Annotated in this window: 21 protein-coding genes and 1 pseudogene; 13 read left to right on the top strand and 9 right to left on the bottom strand. The window is 53.7% G+C overall.

Going from position 1 to position 20,598, the window contains the following annotated elements; genetic code table 11:
- Positions 1–221: 221 nt before the first annotated feature.
- Positions 222–1,268 (bottom strand): AI-2E family transporter, encoded by a 1,047-nt coding sequence (locus tag SK32_RS18605; protein WP_048213592.1) that lies wholly within the window; start codon positions 1,266–1,268, stop codon positions 222–224.
- 133 nt (positions 1,269–1,401) lie between these two features.
- Between SK32_RS18605 and SK32_RS18600 the strand changes: the two genes are divergently transcribed.
- Positions 1,402–2,619: an MFS transporter gene (locus tag SK32_RS18600; RefSeq protein ID WP_003827545.1), complete on the top strand. Its 1,218-nt coding sequence runs from the start codon at positions 1,402–1,404 to the stop codon at positions 2,617–2,619.
- Positions 2,620–2,622: 3 nt separating this feature from the next.
- Here the strand turns inward: SK32_RS18600 and SK32_RS18595 are convergent, their stop codons facing one another.
- Positions 2,623–3,180 (bottom strand): DcrB family lipoprotein, encoded by a 558-nt coding sequence (locus SK32_RS18595; RefSeq protein WP_048213591.1) that lies wholly within the window; start codon positions 3,178–3,180, stop codon positions 2,623–2,625.
- 72 nt (positions 3,181–3,252) lie between these two features.
- Positions 3,253–3,918, bottom strand: coding sequence for a 7-cyano-7-deazaguanine/7-aminomethyl-7-deazaguanine transporter (locus SK32_RS18590; protein WP_016154846.1), 666 nt, complete (start codon positions 3,916–3,918; stop codon positions 3,253–3,255).
- A gap of 168 nt (positions 3,919–4,086) precedes the next feature.
- Between SK32_RS18590 and tusA the strand changes: the two genes are divergently transcribed.
- Positions 4,087–4,332, top strand: coding sequence for a sulfurtransferase TusA (gene tusA / locus SK32_RS18585; RefSeq protein ID WP_003023404.1), 246 nt, complete (start codon positions 4,087–4,089; stop codon positions 4,330–4,332).
- Between the two features lie 92 nt (positions 4,333–4,424).
- Here tusA and zntA read toward each other — a convergent pair whose 3' ends face one another.
- Both zntA and SK32_RS18575 read right to left on the bottom strand, forming a co-directional pair.
- Positions 4,425–6,623 (bottom strand): Zn(II)/Cd(II)/Pb(II) translocating P-type ATPase ZntA, encoded by a 2,199-nt coding sequence (gene zntA / locus SK32_RS18580; RefSeq protein WP_048213590.1) that lies wholly within the window; start codon positions 6,621–6,623, stop codon positions 4,425–4,427.
- 74 nt (positions 6,624–6,697) lie between these two features.
- Positions 6,698–7,324: a lysoplasmalogenase gene (locus SK32_RS18575; RefSeq protein ID WP_016151123.1), complete on the bottom strand. Its 627-nt coding sequence runs from the start codon at positions 7,322–7,324 to the stop codon at positions 6,698–6,700.
- 141 nt (positions 7,325–7,465) lie between these two features.
- Between SK32_RS18575 and SK32_RS18570 the strand changes: the two genes are divergently transcribed.
- Positions 7,466–7,825, top strand: a complete 360-nt coding sequence (locus tag SK32_RS18570) for a DUF2500 domain-containing protein (protein WP_048213589.1) — start codon at positions 7,466–7,468, stop codon at positions 7,823–7,825.
- A gap of 100 nt (positions 7,826–7,925) precedes the next feature.
- Here the strand turns inward: SK32_RS18570 and SK32_RS18565 are convergent, their stop codons facing one another.
- The gene (locus tag SK32_RS18565) at positions 7,926–8,201 is read right to left on the bottom strand and encodes a DUF1145 family protein (protein WP_048213588.1); all 276 of its coding nucleotides are present in this window, start codon (positions 8,199–8,201) and stop codon (positions 7,926–7,928) included.
- Complete coding sequence (gene rsmD / locus SK32_RS18560; RefSeq protein ID WP_048213587.1) at positions 8,191–8,787, bottom strand: 16S rRNA (guanine(966)-N(2))-methyltransferase; 597 nt, start codon at positions 8,785–8,787, stop codon at positions 8,191–8,193. Before rsmD ends, SK32_RS18565 begins: the two co-directional genes overlap by 11 nt.
- A gap of 151 nt (positions 8,788–8,938) precedes the next feature.
- Here rsmD and ftsY point away from each other — a divergent pair, with 151 nt between their 5' ends.
- The 5 genes from ftsY (at position 8,939) to livJ (ending at position 14,670) form a co-directional block, all read left to right on the top strand.
- The gene (gene ftsY, locus SK32_RS18555) at positions 8,939–10,465 is read left to right on the top strand and encodes a signal recognition particle-docking protein FtsY (RefSeq protein ID WP_048213586.1); all 1,527 of its coding nucleotides are present in this window, start codon (positions 8,939–8,941) and stop codon (positions 10,463–10,465) included.
- A gap of 2 nt (positions 10,466–10,467) precedes the next feature.
- Complete coding sequence (gene ftsE, locus SK32_RS18550; protein ID WP_006687468.1) at positions 10,468–11,136, top strand: cell division ATP-binding protein FtsE; 669 nt, start codon at positions 10,468–10,470, stop codon at positions 11,134–11,136.
- Positions 11,129–12,187, top strand: a complete 1,059-nt coding sequence (gene ftsX / locus SK32_RS18545) for a permease-like cell division protein FtsX (RefSeq protein ID WP_048213585.1) — start codon at positions 11,129–11,131, stop codon at positions 12,185–12,187. Before ftsE ends, ftsX begins: the two co-directional genes overlap by 8 nt.
- 253 nt (positions 12,188–12,440) lie before the next feature.
- Positions 12,441–13,295 carry an RNA polymerase sigma factor RpoH gene (rpoH, locus tag SK32_RS18540; RefSeq protein WP_003023425.1) on the top strand — a complete coding sequence of 285 codons (855 nt, stop codon included), beginning with the start codon at positions 12,441–12,443 and terminating at the stop codon, positions 13,293–13,295.
- A 271-nt stretch (positions 13,296–13,566) separates the two neighbouring features.
- The gene (livJ, locus tag SK32_RS18535) at positions 13,567–14,670 is read left to right on the top strand and encodes a branched chain amino acid ABC transporter substrate-binding protein LivJ (protein ID WP_140168316.1); all 1,104 of its coding nucleotides are present in this window, start codon (positions 13,567–13,569) and stop codon (positions 14,668–14,670) included.
- Positions 14,671–14,753: 83 nt separating this feature from the next.
- On the opposite strand, the pseudogene SK32_RS26090 reads toward livJ, so the two are convergent.
- Together SK32_RS26090 and panM are read right to left on the bottom strand one after the other, a co-directional pair.
- Positions 14,754–14,880: pseudogene (locus SK32_RS26090) on the bottom strand (hypothetical protein).
- Positions 14,865–15,248, bottom strand: a complete 384-nt coding sequence (gene panM / locus SK32_RS18530; protein WP_048213802.1) for an aspartate 1-decarboxylase autocleavage activator PanM — start codon at positions 15,246–15,248, stop codon at positions 14,865–14,867. The pseudogene SK32_RS26090 and the gene panM overlap by 16 nt, the downstream one beginning before the upstream one ends.
- A gap of 423 nt (positions 15,249–15,671) precedes the next feature.
- Between panM and livK the strand changes: the two genes are divergently transcribed.
- From livK to livF, 5 genes are all read left to right on the top strand, one after another.
- Positions 15,672–16,781: a high-affinity branched-chain amino acid ABC transporter substrate-binding protein LivK gene (gene livK, locus SK32_RS18525; protein WP_048213583.1), complete on the top strand. Its 1,110-nt coding sequence runs from the start codon at positions 15,672–15,674 to the stop codon at positions 16,779–16,781.
- Positions 16,782–16,842: 61 nt separating this feature from the next.
- Entirely contained in the window at positions 16,843–17,769 is a 927-nt protein-coding gene (gene livH, locus SK32_RS18520) for a high-affinity branched-chain amino acid ABC transporter permease LivH (protein ID WP_003023435.1), read from the top strand.
- Positions 17,766–19,043: a branched chain amino acid ABC transporter permease LivM gene (gene livM, locus SK32_RS18515; protein ID WP_048213582.1), complete on the top strand. Its 1,278-nt coding sequence runs from the start codon at positions 17,766–17,768 to the stop codon at positions 19,041–19,043. The genes livH and livM overlap by 4 nt, the downstream gene beginning before the upstream one ends.
- Complete coding sequence (gene livG, locus SK32_RS18510) at positions 19,040–19,807, top strand: high-affinity branched-chain amino acid ABC transporter ATP-binding protein LivG (RefSeq protein ID WP_048213581.1); 768 nt, start codon at positions 19,040–19,042, stop codon at positions 19,805–19,807. Before livM ends, livG begins: the two co-directional genes overlap by 4 nt.
- A 17-nt stretch (positions 19,808–19,824) precedes the next feature.
- Positions 19,825–20,538 (top strand): high-affinity branched-chain amino acid ABC transporter ATP-binding protein LivF, encoded by a 714-nt coding sequence (gene livF / locus SK32_RS18505; RefSeq protein ID WP_086523486.1) that lies wholly within the window; start codon positions 19,825–19,827, stop codon positions 20,536–20,538.
- Positions 20,539–20,598: the final 60 nt, after the last annotated feature.

The raw sequence follows: 20,598 nt of genomic DNA, 5'->3' as shown, positions 1-20,598 counted from the left end.
ACCTTTAAATATAGGCAGATAGTTTGAGTTAAATGCTGTGGGGGGATTCATTATTCTTATGTGGTTTGGCAAAGACATCCGTACGTTGACTTATGTATTTTCTTTATTAAAAAATGAAATCCTTTTCACTCTTTATTTAAGATAAATTGCGATATATACCTGTATGGATATCAGTTTAACGGGCATATAAAAAGATAAAAACTACCTCGGTTGGTAGTTTTTCAGGGTAGCCGACTTTTGGGTCTGCCGGGACCCAGCAAAATGGCCAGTTTGCTGCCACCAGTGGTGGTTTCCATCCAGATTTTACACACGCTGGTTAACGGCACAGAGAGCAGCATGCCTACCGGGCCGAGCAGCCATCCCCATACCAACAGAGAGAGGAAGACGATTAGCGTCGATAATCCCAGGCGATGCCCCATCATGCGCGGCTCGAGGATATTGCCAATCACCATATGCACCACCAGAAACAGCGCGCCGACCAGTACGCATTCGTAAATGCCGTTGAACAGCAGCGCCTGAATCATGGGCGGCACGGCGGAAATAACCGAGCCTATATTGGGCACATAATTGAGCAGGAAGGCCAGCACGCCCCACATCAGAGCAAACTGAATCCCCATCAGCGCCAGTCCCAGCCAGACGATAGCGCCAGTCCATAGGCTGAGCAACGTTTTCAGTGCCAGATAGTGAGATACGCCCTTGAGCGCCCGATGCAGCCCTGCAATATGGATTTGTGGGTTGTTCAGCGCAAAGCGCAGCTTATAAGGAACATGGCGCACCTCAAACAGCATAAAGACGACCGTCATCACCAGCAGAACGACGCTGGCCATGGCGCCAGAGAGGCTGGTCATCAGTGTGGTGGTGAAGGTCATGAGTTTATCGGAATCGATACGTTGCAGGATGCGCTCTGGCGACATATGCAAATTCAGAAAGGGCACCATCTCTTGCAGATACAGGACTTTGCGCGTCAGCTCCTTATTGTATTTGGGTAGCATAGCCATGAATTCCGTGATCGAAGACGCCAGAACGCCGATCAGTGCCGTGAGGACGAACAGCATGACCACCACTACGAGCGTAATGGCAACCGGGCGACGTACTCCCCGGCGAATAAACCAGGTGACCAGCGGATTCAACACAATGGCAAAAAAGAGAGCCAGCAGCAGTTGCACAATGATATCCGCCGCGGCATGAATACCGGCGAGGATCACCACCAGCGCGGCCAGTTTAAGTAAAATGTGCAAACCTGTTTTGTCAGGCTGAATGGTTGTCATGTCTTCTTCCTGTGTGCATTTTTGCATTAAGTGTAGCGGCTGGCTTGCTGCCGATATTCCTAATCTGGTTACTGATTTCTGGGCTGCAACATGGTAGAAATGAAACACTGTTGTGAATATGTGGTGACCCTCCATGCCCGAACCCGTCGCTGAACCGACGCTGAGCGGTTTACGCCTTAATCTGCGCATTGTCTCCGTGGTGATGTTTAACTTCGCCAGCTATCTGACCATCGGCCTGCCGCTCGCGGTATTGCCGGGCTACGTCCATGATGTGATGGGATTCAGCGCCTTTTGGGCTGGACTGGTCATCAGCCTGCAATATTTCGCTACGCTGCTGAGCCGTCCGCATGCTGGTCGCTATGCCGATTTGCTGGGGCCGAAAAAGATTGTGGTATTCGGACTGTGCGGCTGTTTTTTAAGTGGTCTGGGCTATTTACTGGCGGGCTCAACGAACGGCTGGCCGTTGGCCAGTCTGCTGCTGCTATGCCTGGGTCGCGTGATCCTTGGGATCGGGCAAAGCTTTGCCGGGACTGGCTCTACGCTGTGGGGCGTAGGGGTTGTGGGTTCAATGCACATTGGACGGGTGATTTCATGGAACGGTATTGTCACTTATGGCGCGATGGCGATTGGCGCCCCGCTGGGCGTACTGTTTTATGCCTGGGGTGGCTTACAGGGGCTGGCGCTGACGGTAATGGGCGTGGCGCTGCTGGCAATATTGCTGGCGCTCCCTCGTCCGGCGGTAAAGGCCAGCAAAGGCAAACCGTTGCCGTTTCGCGCGGTGCTCGGACGCGTCTGGTTGTACGGCATGGCGCTGGCGCTGGCCTCGGCCGGCTTTGGGGTGATCGCCACGTTTATTACCCTGTTTTACGACGCTAAAGGCTGGGACGGCGCGGCTTTCGCGCTGACGCTATTTAGCTGCACGTTTGTCGGTACTCGTCTGCTATTCCCAAATGGCATCAACCGGTTAGGCGGGCTGAATGTGGCGATGATCTGCTTTAGCGTCGAGATTGTTGGGTTGCTACTGGTCGGGATGGCTTCCATGCCGTGGATGGCGAAAATTGGTGTTCTGCTGGCCGGGGCCGGGTTCTCGCTGGTTTTCCCGGCGCTGGGCGTGGTGGCGGTAAAAGCGGTCCCACAGCAAAACCAGGGCGCTGCGCTGGCGACCTACACGGTATTTATGGATTTATCGCTGGGTGTTACCGGGCCGCTGGCTGGGCTGGTAATGACGTGGGCGGGCGTGCCGGTTATCTATCTGGCGGCAGCAGGGCTGGTGGCGGTGGCGTTATTGCTGACCTGGCGGTTAAAAAAACGGCCTCAGGTGGTGTCACCGGAGGCCGCGTCATCGTCTTAACCGTTACTGGATAACCAGCGTGTTAATGATGTTTTCTGCGGTAGTCTGCGCCTTTTGCTGATCGTCAGCAGGCAGCGTGATTTGCAGGGTCAGCAGTTGGTTATCCACTTTGCCCAACACCACAGAAGAGTAAGCGGTCTGGCCTTTAGCCGAGATGATGCTGTCTAACTGCTGCAGCGTGTGGCCTTTCAGCTCAATGGATTTATTGGTGACGACCTGCAACTGCGGGTCACGGCTACGCTGCTGATCTTCCAGACGTTTTGCCAGCACAGCCAGGTCTTCGTTGGTGTTGTCGCCAACAATCACAATCACCGCTTTCTGGCCGGTTGCGTCAGAATAGACGTGCATATTGTTCGCCTGAGTGCCCAGCTTGCCGCTCTGATCGGTCATATCCGCTGGCAGGGAAAAACTGAGTTTGCCGTCGAGCAGGCTGACCGGTTGTCCGGTGGCGTTACTTTCTGCGGCAGCTTTCTCTGCTGGCGCTTTTGTATCGCTATTATCACAGGCCGCAAGCCCCATAACCAGCAGGCCAATACCGACATATTTAACCAGATTGCGCATTGACTTCTTCCTTTCGATAAACGGCCATAACGGCTCATTCGTCCATCTTATCACAACTCGGAAAATGAACCTTTAACTCGTCTGCAATGCAGCGATTTCGGATTTATCTGCCAGCCTTTTCAGCAACATATTCAGCAGCACGCCGTACATCGGCAGGAAGAAAATAATGCTGATCAGCACCTTGAAACAGTAATCGACCAGCGCGATTTCCATCCAGTGCTCGGCCATAAAGGCATCCGGGCTGCGCCAGAAGGCGATAAAGAAGAAGGCTAACGTATCGCTGATGTTGCCAAACAGCGTGGAAGCCGTTGGCGCCAGCCACCAGCGACGGTTCTGACGCAGGCGGTTAAAGACATGCACATCCAGAATTTGTCCCAGCGCGTAAGCCATAAAGCTGGCGGCGGCGATACGGGCGACAAACAGGTTAAAGTGCAGCAGTGCGCCAAATCCCTGCCATGATCCCATATAAAACAGGGATGAAACGACATAGGAGATCAGCAGCGCGGGGATCATCACCGCAAAGATGATGCGTCGTGCCAACGGCGCGCCAAAAATACGCACGGTCAGGTCGGTGGCGAGGAAAATAAACGGAAAGCTAAACGCGCCCCATGTGGTATGGAAACCAAAAATGGAGATCGGTAGCTGCACCAGATAGTTGCTGGAGGTGATCACCAGCAGATGAAATAACGATAGCCAGAACAACGCTTTTACGCGCTGAGATTGTGTAAACGGAGTCATATTGTGACCTTTTTGTTGGATGGGGTGAGGGAACCCAATAAAAAACCGTCGCATGATACTGCTTTAAGAACACATTGCAATGGTTGTTTTTCACGCAATCGTTAACCTGATTGGCTTACGCCACAACAGAGCGTAAAATAACGCCGTTTTTGAATGAACGAGACTACGATGAGCGATCTGTTTACCTCTCCCGACCATACTCTTGATGCCCAGGGGCTGCGCTGCCCGGAACCGGTGATGATGGTGCGTAAAACCGTACGTGGCATGCAGGCCGGTGAAACACTGCTGATTGTCGCCGACGATCCGGCAACAACCCGCGATATTCCTGGCTTCTGTACCTTTATGGAGCATGAGCTGGTGGCTAAAGAGACCGACTCGCTGCCGTACCGCTATCTGCTGCGTAAAGGTCACTAGTTTTGTTTGCCGGATGGCGCTAACGCTTATCCGGCAAACAAAGAACGTGTAACCCGTAGGCCGGATAGGGCAACGCCGTCATCCGGCAAAAACTATCCTTTACGTAACAACCGCAGCGCGTTAGCAGTCACCAGTACCGTCGCGCCCGTATCTGCCAGCACCGCCAGCCACAGTCCGGTTATCCCGAGCAGCGTGGTGACGAGGAAAATCCCCTTCAGACCCAACGCAATCGCAATGTTCTGGCGAATATTGGCGTGGGTGGCCCGCGCCAGTTGAATCATTTGCACCAGACCACGCAGGCGGTTGTGGGTCAGGGCGGCATCGGCGGTTTCCAGCGCGACGTCGGTTCCGCTCCCCATGGCAATACCGATGGTGGCTGCTTTCATCGCCGGAGCGTCGTTGATGCCGTCGCCAACCATCGCCAGCGGCGACTGTTGGTTAAGATGGGAAACTGCCTGCACTTTATCTTCCGGCAATAGCCCCGCTTTGAATTCAAGGCCCAGTTCACCGGCAATGGCGGCCGCTGCACGTGGGTTATCACCAGTCAGGATCACCCCTTTCACGCCAATCTGATTAAGTTCGCTGATGGCGGTGCGGGCATCGTCGCGCAGCGTGTCCTGTAAGGCCAGCACGCCGAGTACAGTATCGTTACGCAACACCAGCACCACCGTTTGACCCGCGCTTTCCAGCTCGCTTATCTGCCCGGCAAAGGCATCGGCAGGCTGTTTACCGGCGGCGCAAATCAGCACGCGCTCGCCGTCGACCCGCGCTTCAATGCCAGATCCGACTAATGCGCGCTGTTCTTTCGCGACAGGTATAGCCAGTTCGCGCGTTTGTGCTTCCCGAACAATCGCCTGCGCCAGCGGGTGTGTCGCGCCTTGCTCTACCGCTGCCGCCAGCGCCAGCAGTTCAGCCTCGCCAATACCGCTCTCCGGGTGAATCGCTGTGACGCGCGGTTTACCCACGGTCAGAGTACCCGTTTTATCAAACGCGACCTGCGTGACTCTTCCCAACTGTTCCAGCGCGGCCCCGCCTTTGATTAGCGCGCCACGACGCGCCGCGGCGGCAAGACCAGAGGTAATGGCTGCGGGGGTTGAAATTACCAGTGCACATGGGCAGCCAATCAGCAGCAGCGTCAGCCCTTTATAAATCCACTCCTGCCAGGATGCGGCAAACAGTAGCGGTGGTACAAGGGTAACCAGCAGCGCAACCGCCATAATGGCTGGGGTGTAAATCCGGCTGAAACGGTCAATAAAACGCTCAATGGGGGCGCGACGTTCATCCGCTTCTTCAATCAGCTTCAGAATACGGTCAATGGCGCTGGCGCCCGGTTCGGAGAGCACTTCCAGCGTAACCAGACGATCCACGCTGGTGGCGCCTGCCGGGACTTTCTCGCCGGTGGCGCGTTCAACCGGGATCGATTCGCCGGTCAGGGCGCTTTCATCAAAACTGGCAAAGCCGGAGACCAGTTTGCCGTCGGCAGGTAAACGCCCACCCGCGGCCACTTCGATAACATCGCCAGGGCGGAGGGTATTAATAGCCACCTCTTCGCGCTCGCCGTTACGCAGGCGCGTGGCGGTTTCCGGTTTGAGCGCCATCAGCGCGCTAACCCCTTTACGGGCACGGCTGGCAGCCCATCCTTCCAGACGCTCGCCGATTAAAAACAGCAGCAGTACCATGGCGGCTTCCGCTGTCGCGCCGATAAACAGTGCGCCGATGGCGGCCACGCTCATTAATGTTTCAATGGCAAAGTAGCTGCCGGTTTTCATCAGACGCAGAGCCTGACGGGCAATGGGGTACAGACCGACCAGCGTGGTGGCGATAAATGCTATCTGACCGAAGGGATGATTGAACTGCTCCAGCCCCCAGCTAATCGCCATCATGATAATCAGCGAAATCAGCGGTAGGTTTTCTTTAAACCGCGATTCGGGGGCTTCTTCTGGTGCCTGCTCATCACGCAGGGTATAGCCTGCTTTCTGCACCGCATTTTCAACTTGCTGGCGGATATCGGAACCGGCGTCGACCACCAGTTTTTCGGTGGCAAACAGCACCTGAACCTGGTTAACTCCGCTGACCTGGCGGACCGCATTCTCTACTTTTCGGGCGCAGGCCGCGCAGTCCATACCTGCCACTTTCCAGGAATAACGGGTACCTAGTACGGTATCGGATACGGGTGGCGTAGTGGAGCAAGTTCCTTCGCAGCAGCAGTCATCAGCCTTCTTTGGCGCAGGCGCTGGCTTGAAAGAAGAGAATTGTGGGGCTTTTTTGCCACTGGTATCAGGTGTCGACATGGCATCCTCCGGTTGATAATCATTTCGTATTAACCGGAGGATACACTCTGGAGTCGACTCCAGAGTCAAGCATTTTAAAGATACAACGAACGAACAATCAGGAAATGTCCGGCGAAGTAGCAGGCGGCGGCAATGGCGTTATCGGCGCGGAAGCGGCGACGGTAATGGCTACCCAGCCAGACAATATTGCCGATGAACAGGAGCGATGCGCCCATAAATGCCGACAGCGCCGGAGCGGTCGGGCGGAAGAACCACAGTTCGCCAGCCATCCAGACCATCATCAGTGTGATGCCAATAAAGGTACAAATAGCGATGCGCAACTCTTCCAGGCGCGTCCAAATCACAGCAATCAGCAACGCCCCCAGCACCACCAGTACCAGCGGCAAAGGCCAGAAGAACGACAGCGTCATTTGGCTGGCGAAGTAAATGGTATACAGCAGGTGTGACAGGAAGAATGCCCCAACTGCGTACAGCAGGCGTTGGCGCGGCAATAGCGTCAGCGCGTCGCCCAGCAGTGAAGCCAGCAAGCCGGCCAGTACCAGGTAACTGATAGCGTTAAACATTGGCGCCTGCCAGGCCAGCAGCGCCAGCAGGAGTAACGTCAGGGGTTTAAAGACCCAGCGTTGCCAGGCAGGCCCACGATAGGAAGCATCCACGAACAACCATGCGGAAAGGCAGACAGCGATAAACGACCAAAGCATCTTAGTTCCTTGAATTCGTTATTTTTTCGTAAGCGGGGTGCTCACGGCTCTACTGTCCAGTGTAGAGGTCGATACTGCCAGATGACAACACCATAACGGGCAATGTATGCTTATTTCCGCATTTTCTGATGGGTTAATACTATGAGCAAACCACCACTTTTTTTCATTGTTATCATTGTCTTAATCGTTGTCGCAGCGTCGTTTCGCTTTGTTCAGCAGCGACGTGAAAAAGCGGATAATGATGCCGCGCCGCTGGTGCAAAAGCAGGTGGTGGTGACGAATAAGCGGGAAAAGCCGCTAAACGACCGACGCTCCCGTCAACAGGAAGTGAGCCCGGCGGGCACCAGCATGCGCTATGAAGCCAGCTTCAAACCGCAAAGCGGCGGCCTGGAGCAGACGTTTCGTCTGGATGCCCAGCAGTACCATGCGCTAACGGTCGGGGATAAAGGCACGCTGAGCTACAAAGGTTCGCGTTTTGTTGATTTTACGGCTGAACGCTAAGGTTTCATTTGGCTGATGCCGGATGGCGGTTTACGCCTTATCCGGCCTCCTGGTTTTGTCGTCCCGGCTCGCTATGCGATACCAGGCAAAGTGAGCACCATTACTTCTTCAACTGGTCTTTAATCTTCTTCTGCCATACCAGCAGTTCAAATACGCCGAACAGAAAAATACGCACTTTCTCGCCGCTGGTCATTTGCGGGCCATCTTTCGGCATGGTTGATTTCAGCAGCGCCAACTGCATGCCGTGCATCAGCACCATAAACACCAGAGCCACATTCACGAAGATATTGAGCGGACGTGGGAACGGTTGAAAAATATTCAGTAGCAGGAATGCCCAGACACACAGCATCAACAGACGTCCCAGATTAATCAGCATGTTGCTCTCCTTGTGCTTCACGTTGATACAGACGATAAGCAACCTGCCCAGCCACTTTTTCGCGGTATAACGACCAGTTAACCGGAACCGGCGGCAGGCCGTTTTCGACTTCGCTTTCCACGTAAATATACGCTTCATTTGCCAGCCAGCCGCGAGTTTCCAGAAGAGTTAATGTTTCTTCCAGTAATCCTTTACGAAACGGCGGATCCACAAACACCACGTTATGCGGCGTACCGGCCTGGGCCAAAAATGTCAGGGTATTGGTGTTGACCACGCGGGCATGGGGTGCTTTCAGCGTGGCGAGATTCTTTTGCAACTGCTGAGATACCGCGCGATCCATCTCCAGCAGCGTGGCATCTGCCGCATAGCGGGAGAGTGCTTCCAGACCCAACGCGCCGCTGCCGGCAAAGCAATCAAGGCAACGGGCATCGACCATCACCGGGGCCAGCCAGTTAAACAGCGTTTCGCGTACGCGGTCGGTGGTCGGACGCAGTCCGGGGCTGTCCGGAACCGGGAGTTTACGGCCTCGCCATTGCCCGCCAATAATGCGGATCTGTCCGCTGCCAGAGTGATTCGGTTTTTTCATTTCTATTATTGCTCAATCCGCCTATAGCATGTCATTCCAGGCGGTGATGTGAGTTAAGTTAAGTGATAGACTATTTCATCATTTTTTTAGCTGCTATGTACATAGCGTTGACGCTGTGCCATGAAGCAACAGCGGGGGAGTGTAGTCGCAAATGGCGAAAGAGAAAAAACGTGGCTTTTTTTCCTGGCTGGGCTTTGGTCAAAAAGAGCAGGCACCGGAAAACGAGACAGAAGTAAAAAACGAAGAACAACAACCGGTTGCTGAAGAAACTACCGTCGTTGACGAACAGCCGCACGTCGAGGAAACCCGTAGCGAGGCGGAAACGCAAGCCTTTGCAGCTGAAGTTGTTGAAGTCACTGAACAGGTTGCGGAAATTGAGAAACTGCAGCCGGAAGAAGAACCTGTTGCCGAACAAGCGCAGCCGGAAATTGAGCCGGTTGTTGAACCCGTTGCTGAAACTGTAGTGGAAACGCCAGCGGCGGTGGTTATCGAACACGAAGAATTACCGCTGCCGGAAGAGGTGAAAGCCGAAGACGTTTCTGCCGAAGAGTGGCAGGCCGAAGCGGAAACCGTAGAAATCGTTGAGGCGGTTGAAGAAGAACCCGAAAACGAACCGCAACTGACCGACGAAGAGCTGGAAGCGCAGGCGCTGGCCGCTGAGGCTGCTGAAGAAGCCGTCATAGTGGAGCTGCCAGAAGAACCTGCTGTAGAAGAATCGGCAGAAGAAGAGGTGGTTCAGGAGCAGGAAAAACCGACCAAAGAAGGTTTCTTTGCGCGCCTGAAACGCAGCCTGCTGAAAACAAAAGAAAACCTCGGTTCCGGATTTATCAGTCTGTTCCGTGGTAAAAAGATCGACGATGATCTGTTTGAAGAGTTGGAAGAGCAACTGCTGATCGCCGATGTGGGCGTAGAAACAACCCGCAAGATCATTGCAAATCTGACAGAAGGCGCCAGCCGCAAGCAGCTCAAAGATGCAGAAGCGTTGTACGGCCTGCTGAAAGATGAGATGGGTGAGATTCTGGCGAAGGTTGACGAACCACTGAATGTTGAGGGCAAAACACCATTTGTTATCTTAATGGTTGGCGTCAACGGTGTGGGGAAAACCACCACTATCGGTAAGCTGGCGCGTCAGTTTGAGCAGCAGGGTAAATCGGTGATGCTGGCGGCGGGCGATACTTTCCGTGCGGCGGCGGTAGAACAGCTGCAGGTATGGGGTCAGCGTAACAATATTCCGGTGATTGCTCAGCACACCGGCGCAGATTCTGCGTCCGTTATCTTTGACGCCATTCAGGCGGCGAAAGCGCGTAACGTAGACGTGCTGATCGCTGATACCGCAGGGCGTTTGCAGAACAAATCGCACCTGATGGAAGAATTGAAAAAAATCGTTCGCGTGATGAAGAAGCTGGACGTTGATGCGCCGCATGAAGTTATGCTGACTATCGATGCCAGTACCGGGCAGAATGCGATAAGCCAGGCCAAACTGTTCCATGAAGCGGTGGGTTTAACCGGTATCACCCTGACCAAGCTGGACGGAACGGCGAAAGGCGGGGTCATTTTCTCGGTTGCCGATCAGTTTGGTATCCCTATCCGCTATATCGGTGTGGGCGAACGTATCGAGGATTTACGTCCGTTTAAAGCGGGCGATTTTATAGAGGCACTTTTTGCCCGAGAGGATTAACAATGATTCGCTTTGAACATGTCAGCAAGGCCTATCTCGGTGGGAGACAAGCGCTGCAGGGAGTCACATTCCATATGCAGCCTGGCGAGATGGCGTTTCTGACCGGCCACTCCGGCGCGGGGAAAAGTACCCTGCTGAAGCTGATTTGTGGAATTGAACGGCCCAGCGCCGGGAAAATCTACTTTAGCGGGCATGACATCAGCCGTTTGAAAAACCGTGAAGTGCCGTTTCTGCGTCGCCAGATCGGCATGATTTTTCAGGATCACCACCTGTTGATGGACAGAACCGTCTTCGACAACGTGGCAATCCCACTGATCATTGCGGGTGCCAGCGGGGACGATATTCGTCGTCGCGTGTCAGCGGCGCTGGATAAGGTCGGGCTGCTGGACAAAGCGAAGAACTTCCCGATTCAACTCTCCGGCGGTGAACAGCAGCGTGTGGGCATCGCCCGCGCGGTGGTGAACAAGCCTGCGGTACTGCTGGCGGATGAACCGACGGGGAACCTGGATGACGCGCTGTCAGAAGGGATCCTGCGTCTGTTCGAAGAGTTTAATCGCGTCGGGGTAACGGTATTAATGGCGACGCACGATATTGGGCTGATCTCCCGTCGTTCTTATCGCCAGCTTGTCCTGAGTGACGGACACCTGCATGGAGGCCTGGCGCATGAATAGGCGTGACGCTATCAATCAAATCAAACAGTTCGGTGGACGACTGGATCGCTTTCGTAAATCGGGCGGCGCACCGGGTGATGGCGGTCGCAACGCGCCAAAACGTGCGAAAGCGTCGCCAAAACCGAACTCGCGTAAAACCAACGTCTTTAACGAGCAGGTACGTTATGCGTTCCAGGGCGCGTTACAGGACCTGAAAAGTAAACCGCTGGCGACATTTCTGACGGTGATGGTTATCGCTATCTCACTGACGTTGCCAAGTGTTTGTTACATGGTCTACAAGAACGTGAACCAGGCGGCAAGCCAGTATTACCCGTCCCCGCAGATCACCGTATATCTGCAAAAAACGCTGGATGATGATGCGGCGGCACGTGTGGTGGGGCAGTTACAGGCCGAACAGGGCGTGGAGAAAGTGAATTACCTCTCCCGTGACGATGCGCTGGGCGAATTCCGTAACTGGTCTGGCTTTGGCGGCGCGCTGGATATGCTGGAAGAGAACCCGTTGCCCGCCGTGGCGGTGGTGATCCCGAAACTGGATTTCCAGGGCACGGAATCACTGAACACGCTGCGTGATCGTATTGCACAAATCAACGGTATCGATGAAGTACGCATGGATGACAGCTGGTTTGCACGACTGGCGGCGTTAACGGGCCTGGTCGGACGCGTTTCCGCGATGATTGGCGTGTTGATGGTGGCGGCGGTCTTCCTCGTCATCGGTAACAGCGTGCGTCTGAGCATTTTTGCGCGTCGCGATACCATTAACGTACAGAAACTGATTGGTGCGACGGATGGATTTATCCTGCGTCCGTTCCTTTACGGCGGCGCGCTGCTGGGTTTTTCCGGCGCATTTCTTTCACTGATTTTGTCAGAAATTTTGGTGATGCGCCTGTCATCAGCGGTGACTGAAGTGGCACAGGTTTTCGGAACGAAGTTTGATATCAACGGCTTATCATTCGATGAGTGCTTGCTACTCCTGCTGGTATGCTCAATGATTGGCTGGGTGGCAGCCTGGCTTGCCACGGTTCAACATTTACGCCACTTTACCCCCGATTAAAAAATCTCTGGTATAATCTTTCCCTGCACTGAGTAGTTCGCTCTGCAGGGAAAGAGCCCTGTTTTCTCTTCCCGGCGCATTCATCGTGATGTCACATTTTGTGCGTAATTTATACACATTACGACATGGAACTTGTGGATAAAATCACTGTCTGATAAAAGATTGAATGATATTCTCGTTGCTCATAAGCTCTGGCATGGTTGTTGCTATTGGTTTTTACCAACGCCAGATGACAAAGATTGAGAGGATTTGAATGACCAAAGAAATGCAAAATTTAGCTTTAGCCCCTGTTGGTAACCTGGAGTCTTACATCCGGGCTGCGAACGCGTGGCCGATGTTGTCGGCTGACGAGGAGCGGGCGCTGGCTGAAAAGCTGCATTACCAGGGCGATCTGGAAGCAGCTAAAACGCTGATCCTGTCTCACCTGCGCTTTGTTGTTCATGTTGCTCGTAACTACGCGGGCTATGGCCTGCCGCAGGCGGATCTGATTCAGGAAGGTAATATCGGCCTGATGAAAGCCGTGCGCCGTTTCAACCCGGAAGTGGGTGTGCGCCTGGTCTCCTTCGCCGTGCATTGGATCAAAGCCGAGATCCACGAATACGTTCTGCGTAACTGGCGTATCGTGAAAGTCGCGACCACTAAAGCGCAGCGTAAGCTGTTCTTTAACCTGCGTAAAACCAAGCAGCGTCTGGGCTGGTTTAACCAGGATGAAGTGGAAATGGTTGCTCGCGAGCTGGGTGTTTCCAGCAAAGACGTGCGCGAAATGGAATCCCGTATGGCGGCGCAGGACATGACGTTTGACATGTCTTCGGACGACGAGTCCGACAGCCAGCCGATGGCTCCGGTTCTGTATCTGCAGGATAAATCCTCCAACTTTGCTGATGGCATTGAAGAGGATAACTGGGAAGATCAGGCCGCGAACAAACTGACCCACGCAATGGAAGGTCTGGACGAGCGTAGCCAGGACATCATTCGTGCCCGCTGGCTGGACGAAGACAACAAGTCGACGTTGCAGGAACTGGCCGATCGCTACGGCGTTTCCGCTGAACGTGTTCGTCAGCTTGAAAAGAACGCGATGAAAAAACTGCGTGCGGCGATCGAAGCGTAAACTTTCTGCCAAACTGAAAATGCTGATAAACCCTGGATGAAAATCCGGGGTTTTTTGTTTTTATCTCTCCTGCTCTCTCCTGACGTTCTATGCTTTTTGTCATCAAGTTGTTATCTGCATGTCAAATTTAGCTATTCCAAAATAATAAAAATCGGGTATGTTTTAGCAGAGTATGCTGCTAAAGCATGGGTGGCTATCCAATAATCGAAATAAAGTGCTGAACAACAACATCACAACACACGTAATAACCACAATAATGGGGATTGTCAGGATGAATATGAAGGGTAAAGCGTTATTGGCAGGATGTATCGCCCTGTCTTTGAGCAATATGGCGTTTGCTAAGGATATTAAAGTTGCTGTCGTCGGCGCGATGTCCGGCCCGGTGGCGCAGTATGGCGATCAGGAATTTACTGGCGCAGAGCAGGCGATTGCAGATATCAATGCCAAAGGCGGCGTGAAAGGCGACAAACTGGTCATGGTGAAATATGACGATGCCTGTGATCCGAAACAAGCGGTAGCGGTTGCTAACAAAGTGGTCAACGACGGGATTAAATACGTTATCGGCCACCTGTGTTCTTCCTCCACTCAGCCTGCGTCAGATATCTATGAAGACGAAGGCATTCTGATGATTACCCCAGCGGCAACGGCGCCAGAGCTGACCGCACGCGGCTATAACCTGGTGTTACGTACCACTGGTCTGGATTCCGATCAGGGCCCAACGGCCGCCAAATATATCGTTGAAAAAGTGAAGCCGAAGCGCATTGCGATCGTGCATGACAAACAGCAGTACGGTGAAGGCCTGGCGCGTTCCGTGCAGGACAACCTCAAGAAGGCTAACGCTGATGTGGTGTTCTTTGACGGGATCACCGCCGGTGAGAAAGATTTCTCTACGCTGGTGGCGCGTTTGAAGAAAGAGAATATCGATTTCGTTTACTACGGCGGTTACCATCCGGAAATGGGGCAGATCCTGCGCCAGTCTCGCGCCGCGGGTCTGAAAACTCAGTTTATGGGACCTGAAGGGGTAGCGAACGTGTCGCTGTCTAACATCGCGGGTGAGTCTGCAGAAGGCTTACTGGTAACGAAACCGAAGAACTACGATCAGGTTCCGGCAAACAAACCGATTGTGGATGCGATCAAAGCCAAGAAACAGGATCCGAGCGGTGCATTCGTATGGACCACCTACGCCGCGCTGCAATCCTTGCAGGCCGGTCTGAACCAGTCTGACGACCCGGCTGAAATTGCCAAATACCTGAAAGCAAACTCAGTGGAAACCGTAATGGGGCCTCTGTCATGGGATGCGAAGGGCGACCTGAAAGGCTTCGAATTTGGCGTGTTTGACTGGCATGCTAACGGGACGGCGACCGACGCCAAATAATTTTCCCGGCGCCTTTCGCGCCGCAGGTGTGTTGGCTGCGTTATTCAACCCCGGTCACTTACTTCTGTAAGCTCCCGGGGACTTCATAACTTGCCGCCTTCCTGCAGCGCGAAATTCTTGGAAAATTGCGAGGTGGTTTTTTATTTTTTCTCCCAGCATGTAGGCCGGATAAGCGTCAGCGCCATCCGGCTTTTTTATCTTTTTTCCCAGCCATTTTCCTGGGCCGTAAACCCTAACGCCTGCATAAACGCGGCCATTACGCTGCGGTCTTCAACGCCGACGTCGGCCATCCACCATGAACTCACATCAGGGTTTACCCGGATCACTTCTTCGATCAAATACTGCCCGACGCCGCGACGGCGGGTGATATCGCGTACGCGCAATGAATCCAATGCGCCTTGTGTGCCGCTCAGGGTTACGCGAATTGCGCCTAACAGACGCTCGTTAAAGCGCGCGGCGTAGATCCGGTGCGTTTCATCTACGCTTAATGATGAGGCGGAATATTCCGGCCAGATTTTGCCAAGATCGATGAGATCCTGATCACTGAAGTTTTCTAAACGAACGATGGTCAGCTTCATTAACAGCATGTCCAAATCACAAAAGATGGAATGAGTGTACCGAAATAATTCGTCCGGATGCTTTCTCTTTTTTATGTGAATAACCAGATTAATAATTTTGTAACAACAGTAATGACAGTTTGAAACCGTAGAGATTGAAAAACAGGCAGAATAATACCCTGGAATGCAGCATTTTATTCCGCTCTTTGTACCGTTATTTTATGCTGACAAACGTGCTTTTTTTTGTTTATCTATAGTGAAAAGCAGAATATTATCTTTTCTTAATCGACTGAAAAATAGAGATTTTAGCCTTATTTTGCTTAAATGACTGCGCTAAACCATTAATGAGACTGGTAAAAATAGTGCAGTTCAAAAAAAGCACAGACTGCTTTTTAACCACATAAATACAAAATATTAATTACGTCACGAATGGGGATTCAGGTAATGAAACGGAATGCGAAAACAATCATCGCAGGGGTGATAGCACTGGCAATGTCACACGCGGTCATGGCGGAAGATATCAAGGTCGCTGTTGTTGGCGCGATGTCAGGTCCGGTCGCGCAGTGGGGCGATATGGAATTTAATGGCGCACGTCAGGCGATTAAAGATATCAATGCCAAAGGTGGGATCAAAGGCGACAAGCTGGTCGCCGTGGAATATGACGATGCCTGCGATCCGAAACAGGCCGTTGCCGTCGCGAACAAAATCGTCAACGACGGCATTCAGTACGTAATTGGCCACCTGTGTTCTTCATCGACTCAACCGGCATCAGATATTTACGAAGACGAAGGCATTCTGATGATTTCTCCGGGCGCGACTAACCCGGAGCTGACGCAGCGTGGTTACGCGCACATCATGCGCACCGCGGGTCTGGACTCCTCTCAGGGGCCGACTGCCGCGAAATACATCCTGGAGCAGGTGAAGCCACAGCGTATCGCCATCATTCATGACAAACAGCAGTACGGTGAAGGCCTGGCGCGTTCGGTGCAGGACAGCCTGAAAGCAGGTAAAGCCAACATCGTTTTCTTTGACGGTATCACCGCCGGGGAAAAAGATTTCTCTGCGCTGATCGCTCGCCTGAAAAAAGAAAATATCGACTTTGTTTATTACGGCGGCTACTACCCGGAAATGGGGCAAATGCTGCGCCAGGCACGTTCCGTCGGGCTGAAAACCCAGTTTATGGGACCAGAGGGCGTCGGCAATGCGTCGCTGTCTAACATTGCCGGTGATGCCGCTGAAGGCATGCTGGTGACCATGCCAAAACGCTATGACCAGGATCCGGCGAATAAAGCTATCGTCGATGCGCTCAAAGCTGACAAGAAAGAGCCAACTGGACCGTACGTGTGGATCACTTATGCAGCAGTCCAGTCATTGGCGACCGCAATGGATCGTAGCGGTAGCAAAGAGCCGCTGGACCTGGTGAAAGATCTGAAAGCACACGGGGCTGATACCGTGATTGGGCCGCTGAAATGGGACGAAAAAGGCGATTTGAAGGGATTTGAGTTTGGTGTCTTCCAGTGGCATGCGGACGGTTCATCGACCGTCGCGAAGTAATACCTGAAGACGAGTTATCCCACCGCCCGTGTAAAACGGGCGGGTTAAGAAAGGTTACCTTATGTCCGAGCAGTTCCTCTATTTCTTGCAGCAGATGTTTAACGGCGTCACGCTGGGAAGCACCTACGCGCTGATCGCCATCGGCTACACGATGGTGTACGGCATTATCGGCATGATCAACTTCGCCCACGGCGAGGTGTATATGATCGGCAGTTATGTCTCCTTTATGATCATCGCCGCGCTAATGATGATGGGCATTGATTCCAGTTGGCTACTGGTCGCGGCGGGCTTCGTCGGCGCGATTGTGATTGCCAGCGCCTACGGCTGGAGCATTGAACGCGTGGCGTATCGGCCCGTGCGCAGCTCCAAGCGCCTGATTGCGCTAATTTCCGCTATCGGGATGTCCATCTTCCTGCAAAACTACGTCAGCCTCACTGAAGGCTCGCGCGATGTGGCACTGCCCAGCCTGTTTAATGGCCAGTGGACCGTTGGCAGTAGCGAAAACTTCTCTGCTTCCATCACCACCATGCAGCTGGTTATCTGGATTGTAACCTTCCTGGCGATGCTGGCGCTGACGCTGTTTATCCGTTATTCCCGTATGGGGCGCGCCTGCCGTGCCTGCGCGGAAGACCTGAAAATGGCCAGCCTGCTCGGCATCAACACCGATCGCGTGATTGCGCTGACCTTTGTGATTGGCGCGGCAATGGCGGCGGTAGCGGGCGTGCTACTCGGTCAATTCTATGGCGTAATTAACCCCTATATTGGCTTTATGGCCGGGATGAAGGCCTTTACTGCGGCGGTACTGGGCGGCATCGGTAGTATTCCTGGGGCGATGATCGGCGGCTTGATTCTGGGTGTCGCGGAAGCGCTCTCCTCTGCTTATCTGAGTACTGAATACAAAGACGTCGTTTCATTCGCGCTGCTGATTCTGGTGCTGCTGGTGATGCCGACCGGTATTCTGGGTCGCCCGGAGGTAGAGAAAGTATGAAACCGATGCATTTTGCAATGGCGCTGCTCTCTGCCGCCATGTTCTTCGTCCTGGCGGGCGTCTTTATGGGCGTTCAGTTAGAGCTGGACGGTACCAAGCTGGTGGTCGATACCGCTGCGGATATCCGCTGGCAGTGGGTGTTTATTGGTACTGGCGTGGTCTTCCTCTTCCAGTTGCTGCGTCCCGTTTTCCAGAAGAGCCTGAAGAGCGTCTCCGGGCCGAAGTTTATCCTGCCGGCGATTGACGGCTCCACCGTTAAACAGAAGCTGTTCCTGGTGGCGCTGCTGGTCATTGCTGTCGCATGGCCGTTTATGGTGTCGCGCGGCACGGTGGATATCGCCACGCTGACGATGATTTATATCATCCTTGGCCTCGGTTTAAACGTGGTGGTCGGCCTTTCCGGCTTGCTGGTGCTGGGCTATGGCGGCTTCTATGCCATTGGTGCGTACACCTTTGCGCTGCTGAACCACTATTACGGTCTTGGTTTCTGGACCTGTTTGCCGCTGGCGGGATTGGTATCGGCGGCGGCAGGATTCCTGCTTGGCTTCCCGGTTCTGCGTCTGCGCGGCGACTACCTGGCAATAGTGACCTTAGGCTTTGGCGAAATCGTGCGTATCCTGTTGCTCAATAATACTGAAGTCACCGGTGGCCCGAACGGTATCAGCCAGATCCCGAAACCGACCTTTTTCGGTCTTGAATTCAGCCGTAGCGCCCGTGAGGGCGGCTGGGATACCTTCAGCAACTTCTTTGGCGTGAAATACGATCCCTCTGACCGTGTGATTTTCCTCTACCTGGTGGCGCTGCTGCTAGTGGTCTTCTCGCTGTTTGTCATCAACCGCCTGTTGCGTATGCCGCTGGGCCGTGCATGGGAAGCGTTGCGTGAAGATGAAATCGCCTGCCGTTCACTGGGCTTAAACCCTACGCGCATCAAGCTGACCGCCTTTACCATCAGCGCCGCGTTCGCCGGTTTTGCCGGTACGTTGTTTGCCGCGCGCCAGGGCTTTGTCAGCCCGGAATCCTTCACCTTTGCCGAGTCGGCCTTTGTGCTGGCGATTGTGGTACTGGGCGGAATGGGCTCACAGTTTGCGGTGATCCTGGCGGCCATCCTGCTGGTGGTGTCACGCGAGCTGATGCGTGATTTCAATGAATACAGCATGTTAATGCTGGGTGGTTTAATGGTACTGATGATGATCTGGCGTCCGCAGGGCTTGCTGCCGATGACCCGTCCACAGTTGAAGCTGAAAAACGGGGAAGCAAAAGGAGAGCAGGCATGAGTCAGCCATTATTATCGGTTAGCGGCCTGATGATGCGTTTTGGCGGCCTGCTGGCAGTCAACAATGTGTCTCTGGATTTGCATAAAAAAGAGATAGTCTCCCTGATTGGCCCGAACGGCGCGGGGAAAACCACGGTCTTCAACTGCCTGACCGGGTTCTATAAGCCGACCGGCGGGACGATTAAGCTGCGCGACCAGCACCTTGAAGGGCTGCCGGGCCAGCAAATTGCGCGTATGGGCGTGGTGCGTACCTTCCAGCACGTGCGTCTGTTTCGCGAAATGACGGTGATTGAAAATCTGCTGGTGGCGCAGCATCAGCAACTGAAAGCTGGGGTTTTCTCCGGGCTGCTAAAAACCCCTGCTTTTCGCCGCGCGCAGGATGAAGCGCTGGACCGCGCCGCCACCTGGCTTGATCGTATCGGCCTGCTGCAGCATGCTAACCGACAGGCGAGCAACCTGGCCTATGGCGACCAGCGCCGTCTTGAGATTATCCGTTGCATGGTCACTCAGCCGGAAATTCTGATGCTTGATGAACCTGCTGCGGGTCTTAACCCGAAAGAAACCAAAGAGCTGGATGAGCTGATTGCTGAGCTGCGCGACCATCACGACACCACCATCCTGCTCATTGAGCACGACATGAAGCTGGTGATGGGCATTTCAGACCGTATTTACGTGGTGAACCAGGGGACGCCGCTGGCGAACGGGACACCGGAGCAGATTCGTAACAACCCGGACGTGATCCGCGCCTATTTAGGCGAAGCATAATGGTGGTGAGGCATAAGATGGAAAAAGTCATGTTGTCTTTTGACAACGTCAACGCCCACTACGGCAAGATCCAGGCTCTGCACGATGTCAGCTTGTATATCAACCAGGGTGAAATCGTGACGCTTATCGGTGCCAACGGTGCGGGGAAAACCACGCTGCTCGGAACGCTGTGCGGCGATCCTCGGGCAACAAGTGGGCGTATTGTCTTTGATGGTAAAGATATTACCGACTGGCAGACGGCAAAAATCATGCGTGAAGCGGTGGCGATTGTCCCGGAAGGGCGTCGCGTGTTTTCCCGTATGACGGTGGAAGAGAACCTGGCGATGGGTGGTTTCTTTGCCGAGAAAGGCCAGTTTCAGGAACGCATCAAGTGGGTGTATGACCTGTTTCCTCGCCTGCATGAGCGCCGTATTCAACGTGCGGGAACCATGTCCGGCGGCGAACAGCAGATGCTGGCGATAGGCCGTGCGCTGATGAGCCAGCCGAGGCTGCTACTGCTTGATGAACCGTCGCTGGGTCTGGCGCCGATTATCATCCAGCAGATCTTTAACACCATTGAGCAACTGCGCGAGCAGGGGATGACGATTTTCCTCGTCGAACAAAACGCCAACCAGGCACTGAAACTCGCCGACCGTGGGTACGTGCTGGAAAACGGCCACGTGGTGCTGGAAGATACCGGTGATGCATTGCTGGCTAACGAAGCGGTGCGTAGCGCTTATTTGGGCGGTTAACAGTTATCTAAATAGACAAGGGGCTCATCAGGCCCCTTTTTTATTGCGCTATGTTATTAT

This window comes from Citrobacter sp. MGH100, from assembly GCF_001034465.1.
Taxonomy (GTDB): Bacteria; Pseudomonadota; Gammaproteobacteria; order Enterobacterales; family Enterobacteriaceae; genus Citrobacter; species Citrobacter youngae.
This window is presented reverse-complemented; position numbering and strand designations above follow the sequence as displayed.

What these genes read in the sequence shown, in the direction of transcription:
- livM (WP_048213582.1), top strand. Translation starts at nt 17,766, where the DNA reads ATGAAACCGATGCATTTTGCAATGGCGCTGCTCTCTGCCGCCATGTTC.
- SK32_RS18590 (WP_016154846.1), bottom strand. Translation starts at nt 3,918, where the DNA reads ATGACTCCGTTTACACAATCTCAGCGCGTAAAAGCGTTGTTCTGGCTA.
- rpoH (WP_003023425.1), top strand. Translation starts at nt 12,441, where the DNA reads ATGACCAAAGAAATGCAAAATTTAGCTTTAGCCCCTGTTGGTAACCTG.
- ftsY (WP_048213586.1), top strand. Translation starts at nt 8,939, where the DNA reads ATGGCGAAAGAGAAAAAACGTGGCTTTTTTTCCTGGCTGGGCTTTGGT.
- livH (WP_003023435.1), top strand. Translation starts at nt 16,843, where the DNA reads ATGTCCGAGCAGTTCCTCTATTTCTTGCAGCAGATGTTTAACGGCGTC.
- livF (WP_086523486.1), top strand. Translation starts at nt 19,825, where the DNA reads ATGGAAAAAGTCATGTTGTCTTTTGACAACGTCAACGCCCACTACGGC.
- SK32_RS18595 (WP_048213591.1), bottom strand. Translation starts at nt 3,180, where the DNA reads ATGCGCAATCTGGTTAAATATGTCGGTATTGGCCTGCTGGTTATGGGG.
- ftsX (WP_048213585.1), top strand. Translation starts at nt 11,129, where the DNA reads ATGAATAGGCGTGACGCTATCAATCAAATCAAACAGTTCGGTGGACGA.
- livK (WP_048213583.1), top strand. Translation starts at nt 15,672, where the DNA reads ATGAAACGGAATGCGAAAACAATCATCGCAGGGGTGATAGCACTGGCA.
- SK32_RS18575 (WP_016151123.1), bottom strand. Translation starts at nt 7,324, where the DNA reads ATGCTTTGGTCGTTTATCGCTGTCTGCCTTTCCGCATGGTTGTTCGTG.
- livG (WP_048213581.1), top strand. Translation starts at nt 19,040, where the DNA reads ATGAGTCAGCCATTATTATCGGTTAGCGGCCTGATGATGCGTTTTGGC.
- zntA (WP_048213590.1), bottom strand. Translation starts at nt 6,623, where the DNA reads ATGTCGACACCTGATACCAGTGGCAAAAAAGCCCCACAATTCTCTTCT.
- SK32_RS18565 (WP_048213588.1), bottom strand. Translation starts at nt 8,201, where the DNA reads ATGCTGATTAATCTGGGACGTCTGTTGATGCTGTGTGTCTGGGCATTC.
- SK32_RS18570 (WP_048213589.1), top strand. Translation starts at nt 7,466, where the DNA reads ATGAGCAAACCACCACTTTTTTTCATTGTTATCATTGTCTTAATCGTT.
- ftsE (WP_006687468.1), top strand. Translation starts at nt 10,468, where the DNA reads ATGATTCGCTTTGAACATGTCAGCAAGGCCTATCTCGGTGGGAGACAA.
- SK32_RS18605 (WP_048213592.1), bottom strand. Translation starts at nt 1,268, where the DNA reads ATGACAACCATTCAGCCTGACAAAACAGGTTTGCACATTTTACTTAAA.
- livJ (WP_140168316.1), top strand. Translation starts at nt 13,567, where the DNA reads ATGAATATGAAGGGTAAAGCGTTATTGGCAGGATGTATCGCCCTGTCT.
- tusA (WP_003023404.1), top strand. Translation starts at nt 4,087, where the DNA reads ATGAGCGATCTGTTTACCTCTCCCGACCATACTCTTGATGCCCAGGGG.
- panM (WP_048213802.1), bottom strand. Translation starts at nt 15,248, where the DNA reads ATGAAGCTGACCATCGTTCGTTTAGAAAACTTCAGTGATCAGGATCTC.
- rsmD (WP_048213587.1), bottom strand. Translation starts at nt 8,787, where the DNA reads ATGAAAAAACCGAATCACTCTGGCAGCGGACAGATCCGCATTATTGGC.
- SK32_RS18600 (WP_003827545.1), top strand. Translation starts at nt 1,402, where the DNA reads ATGCCCGAACCCGTCGCTGAACCGACGCTGAGCGGTTTACGCCTTAAT.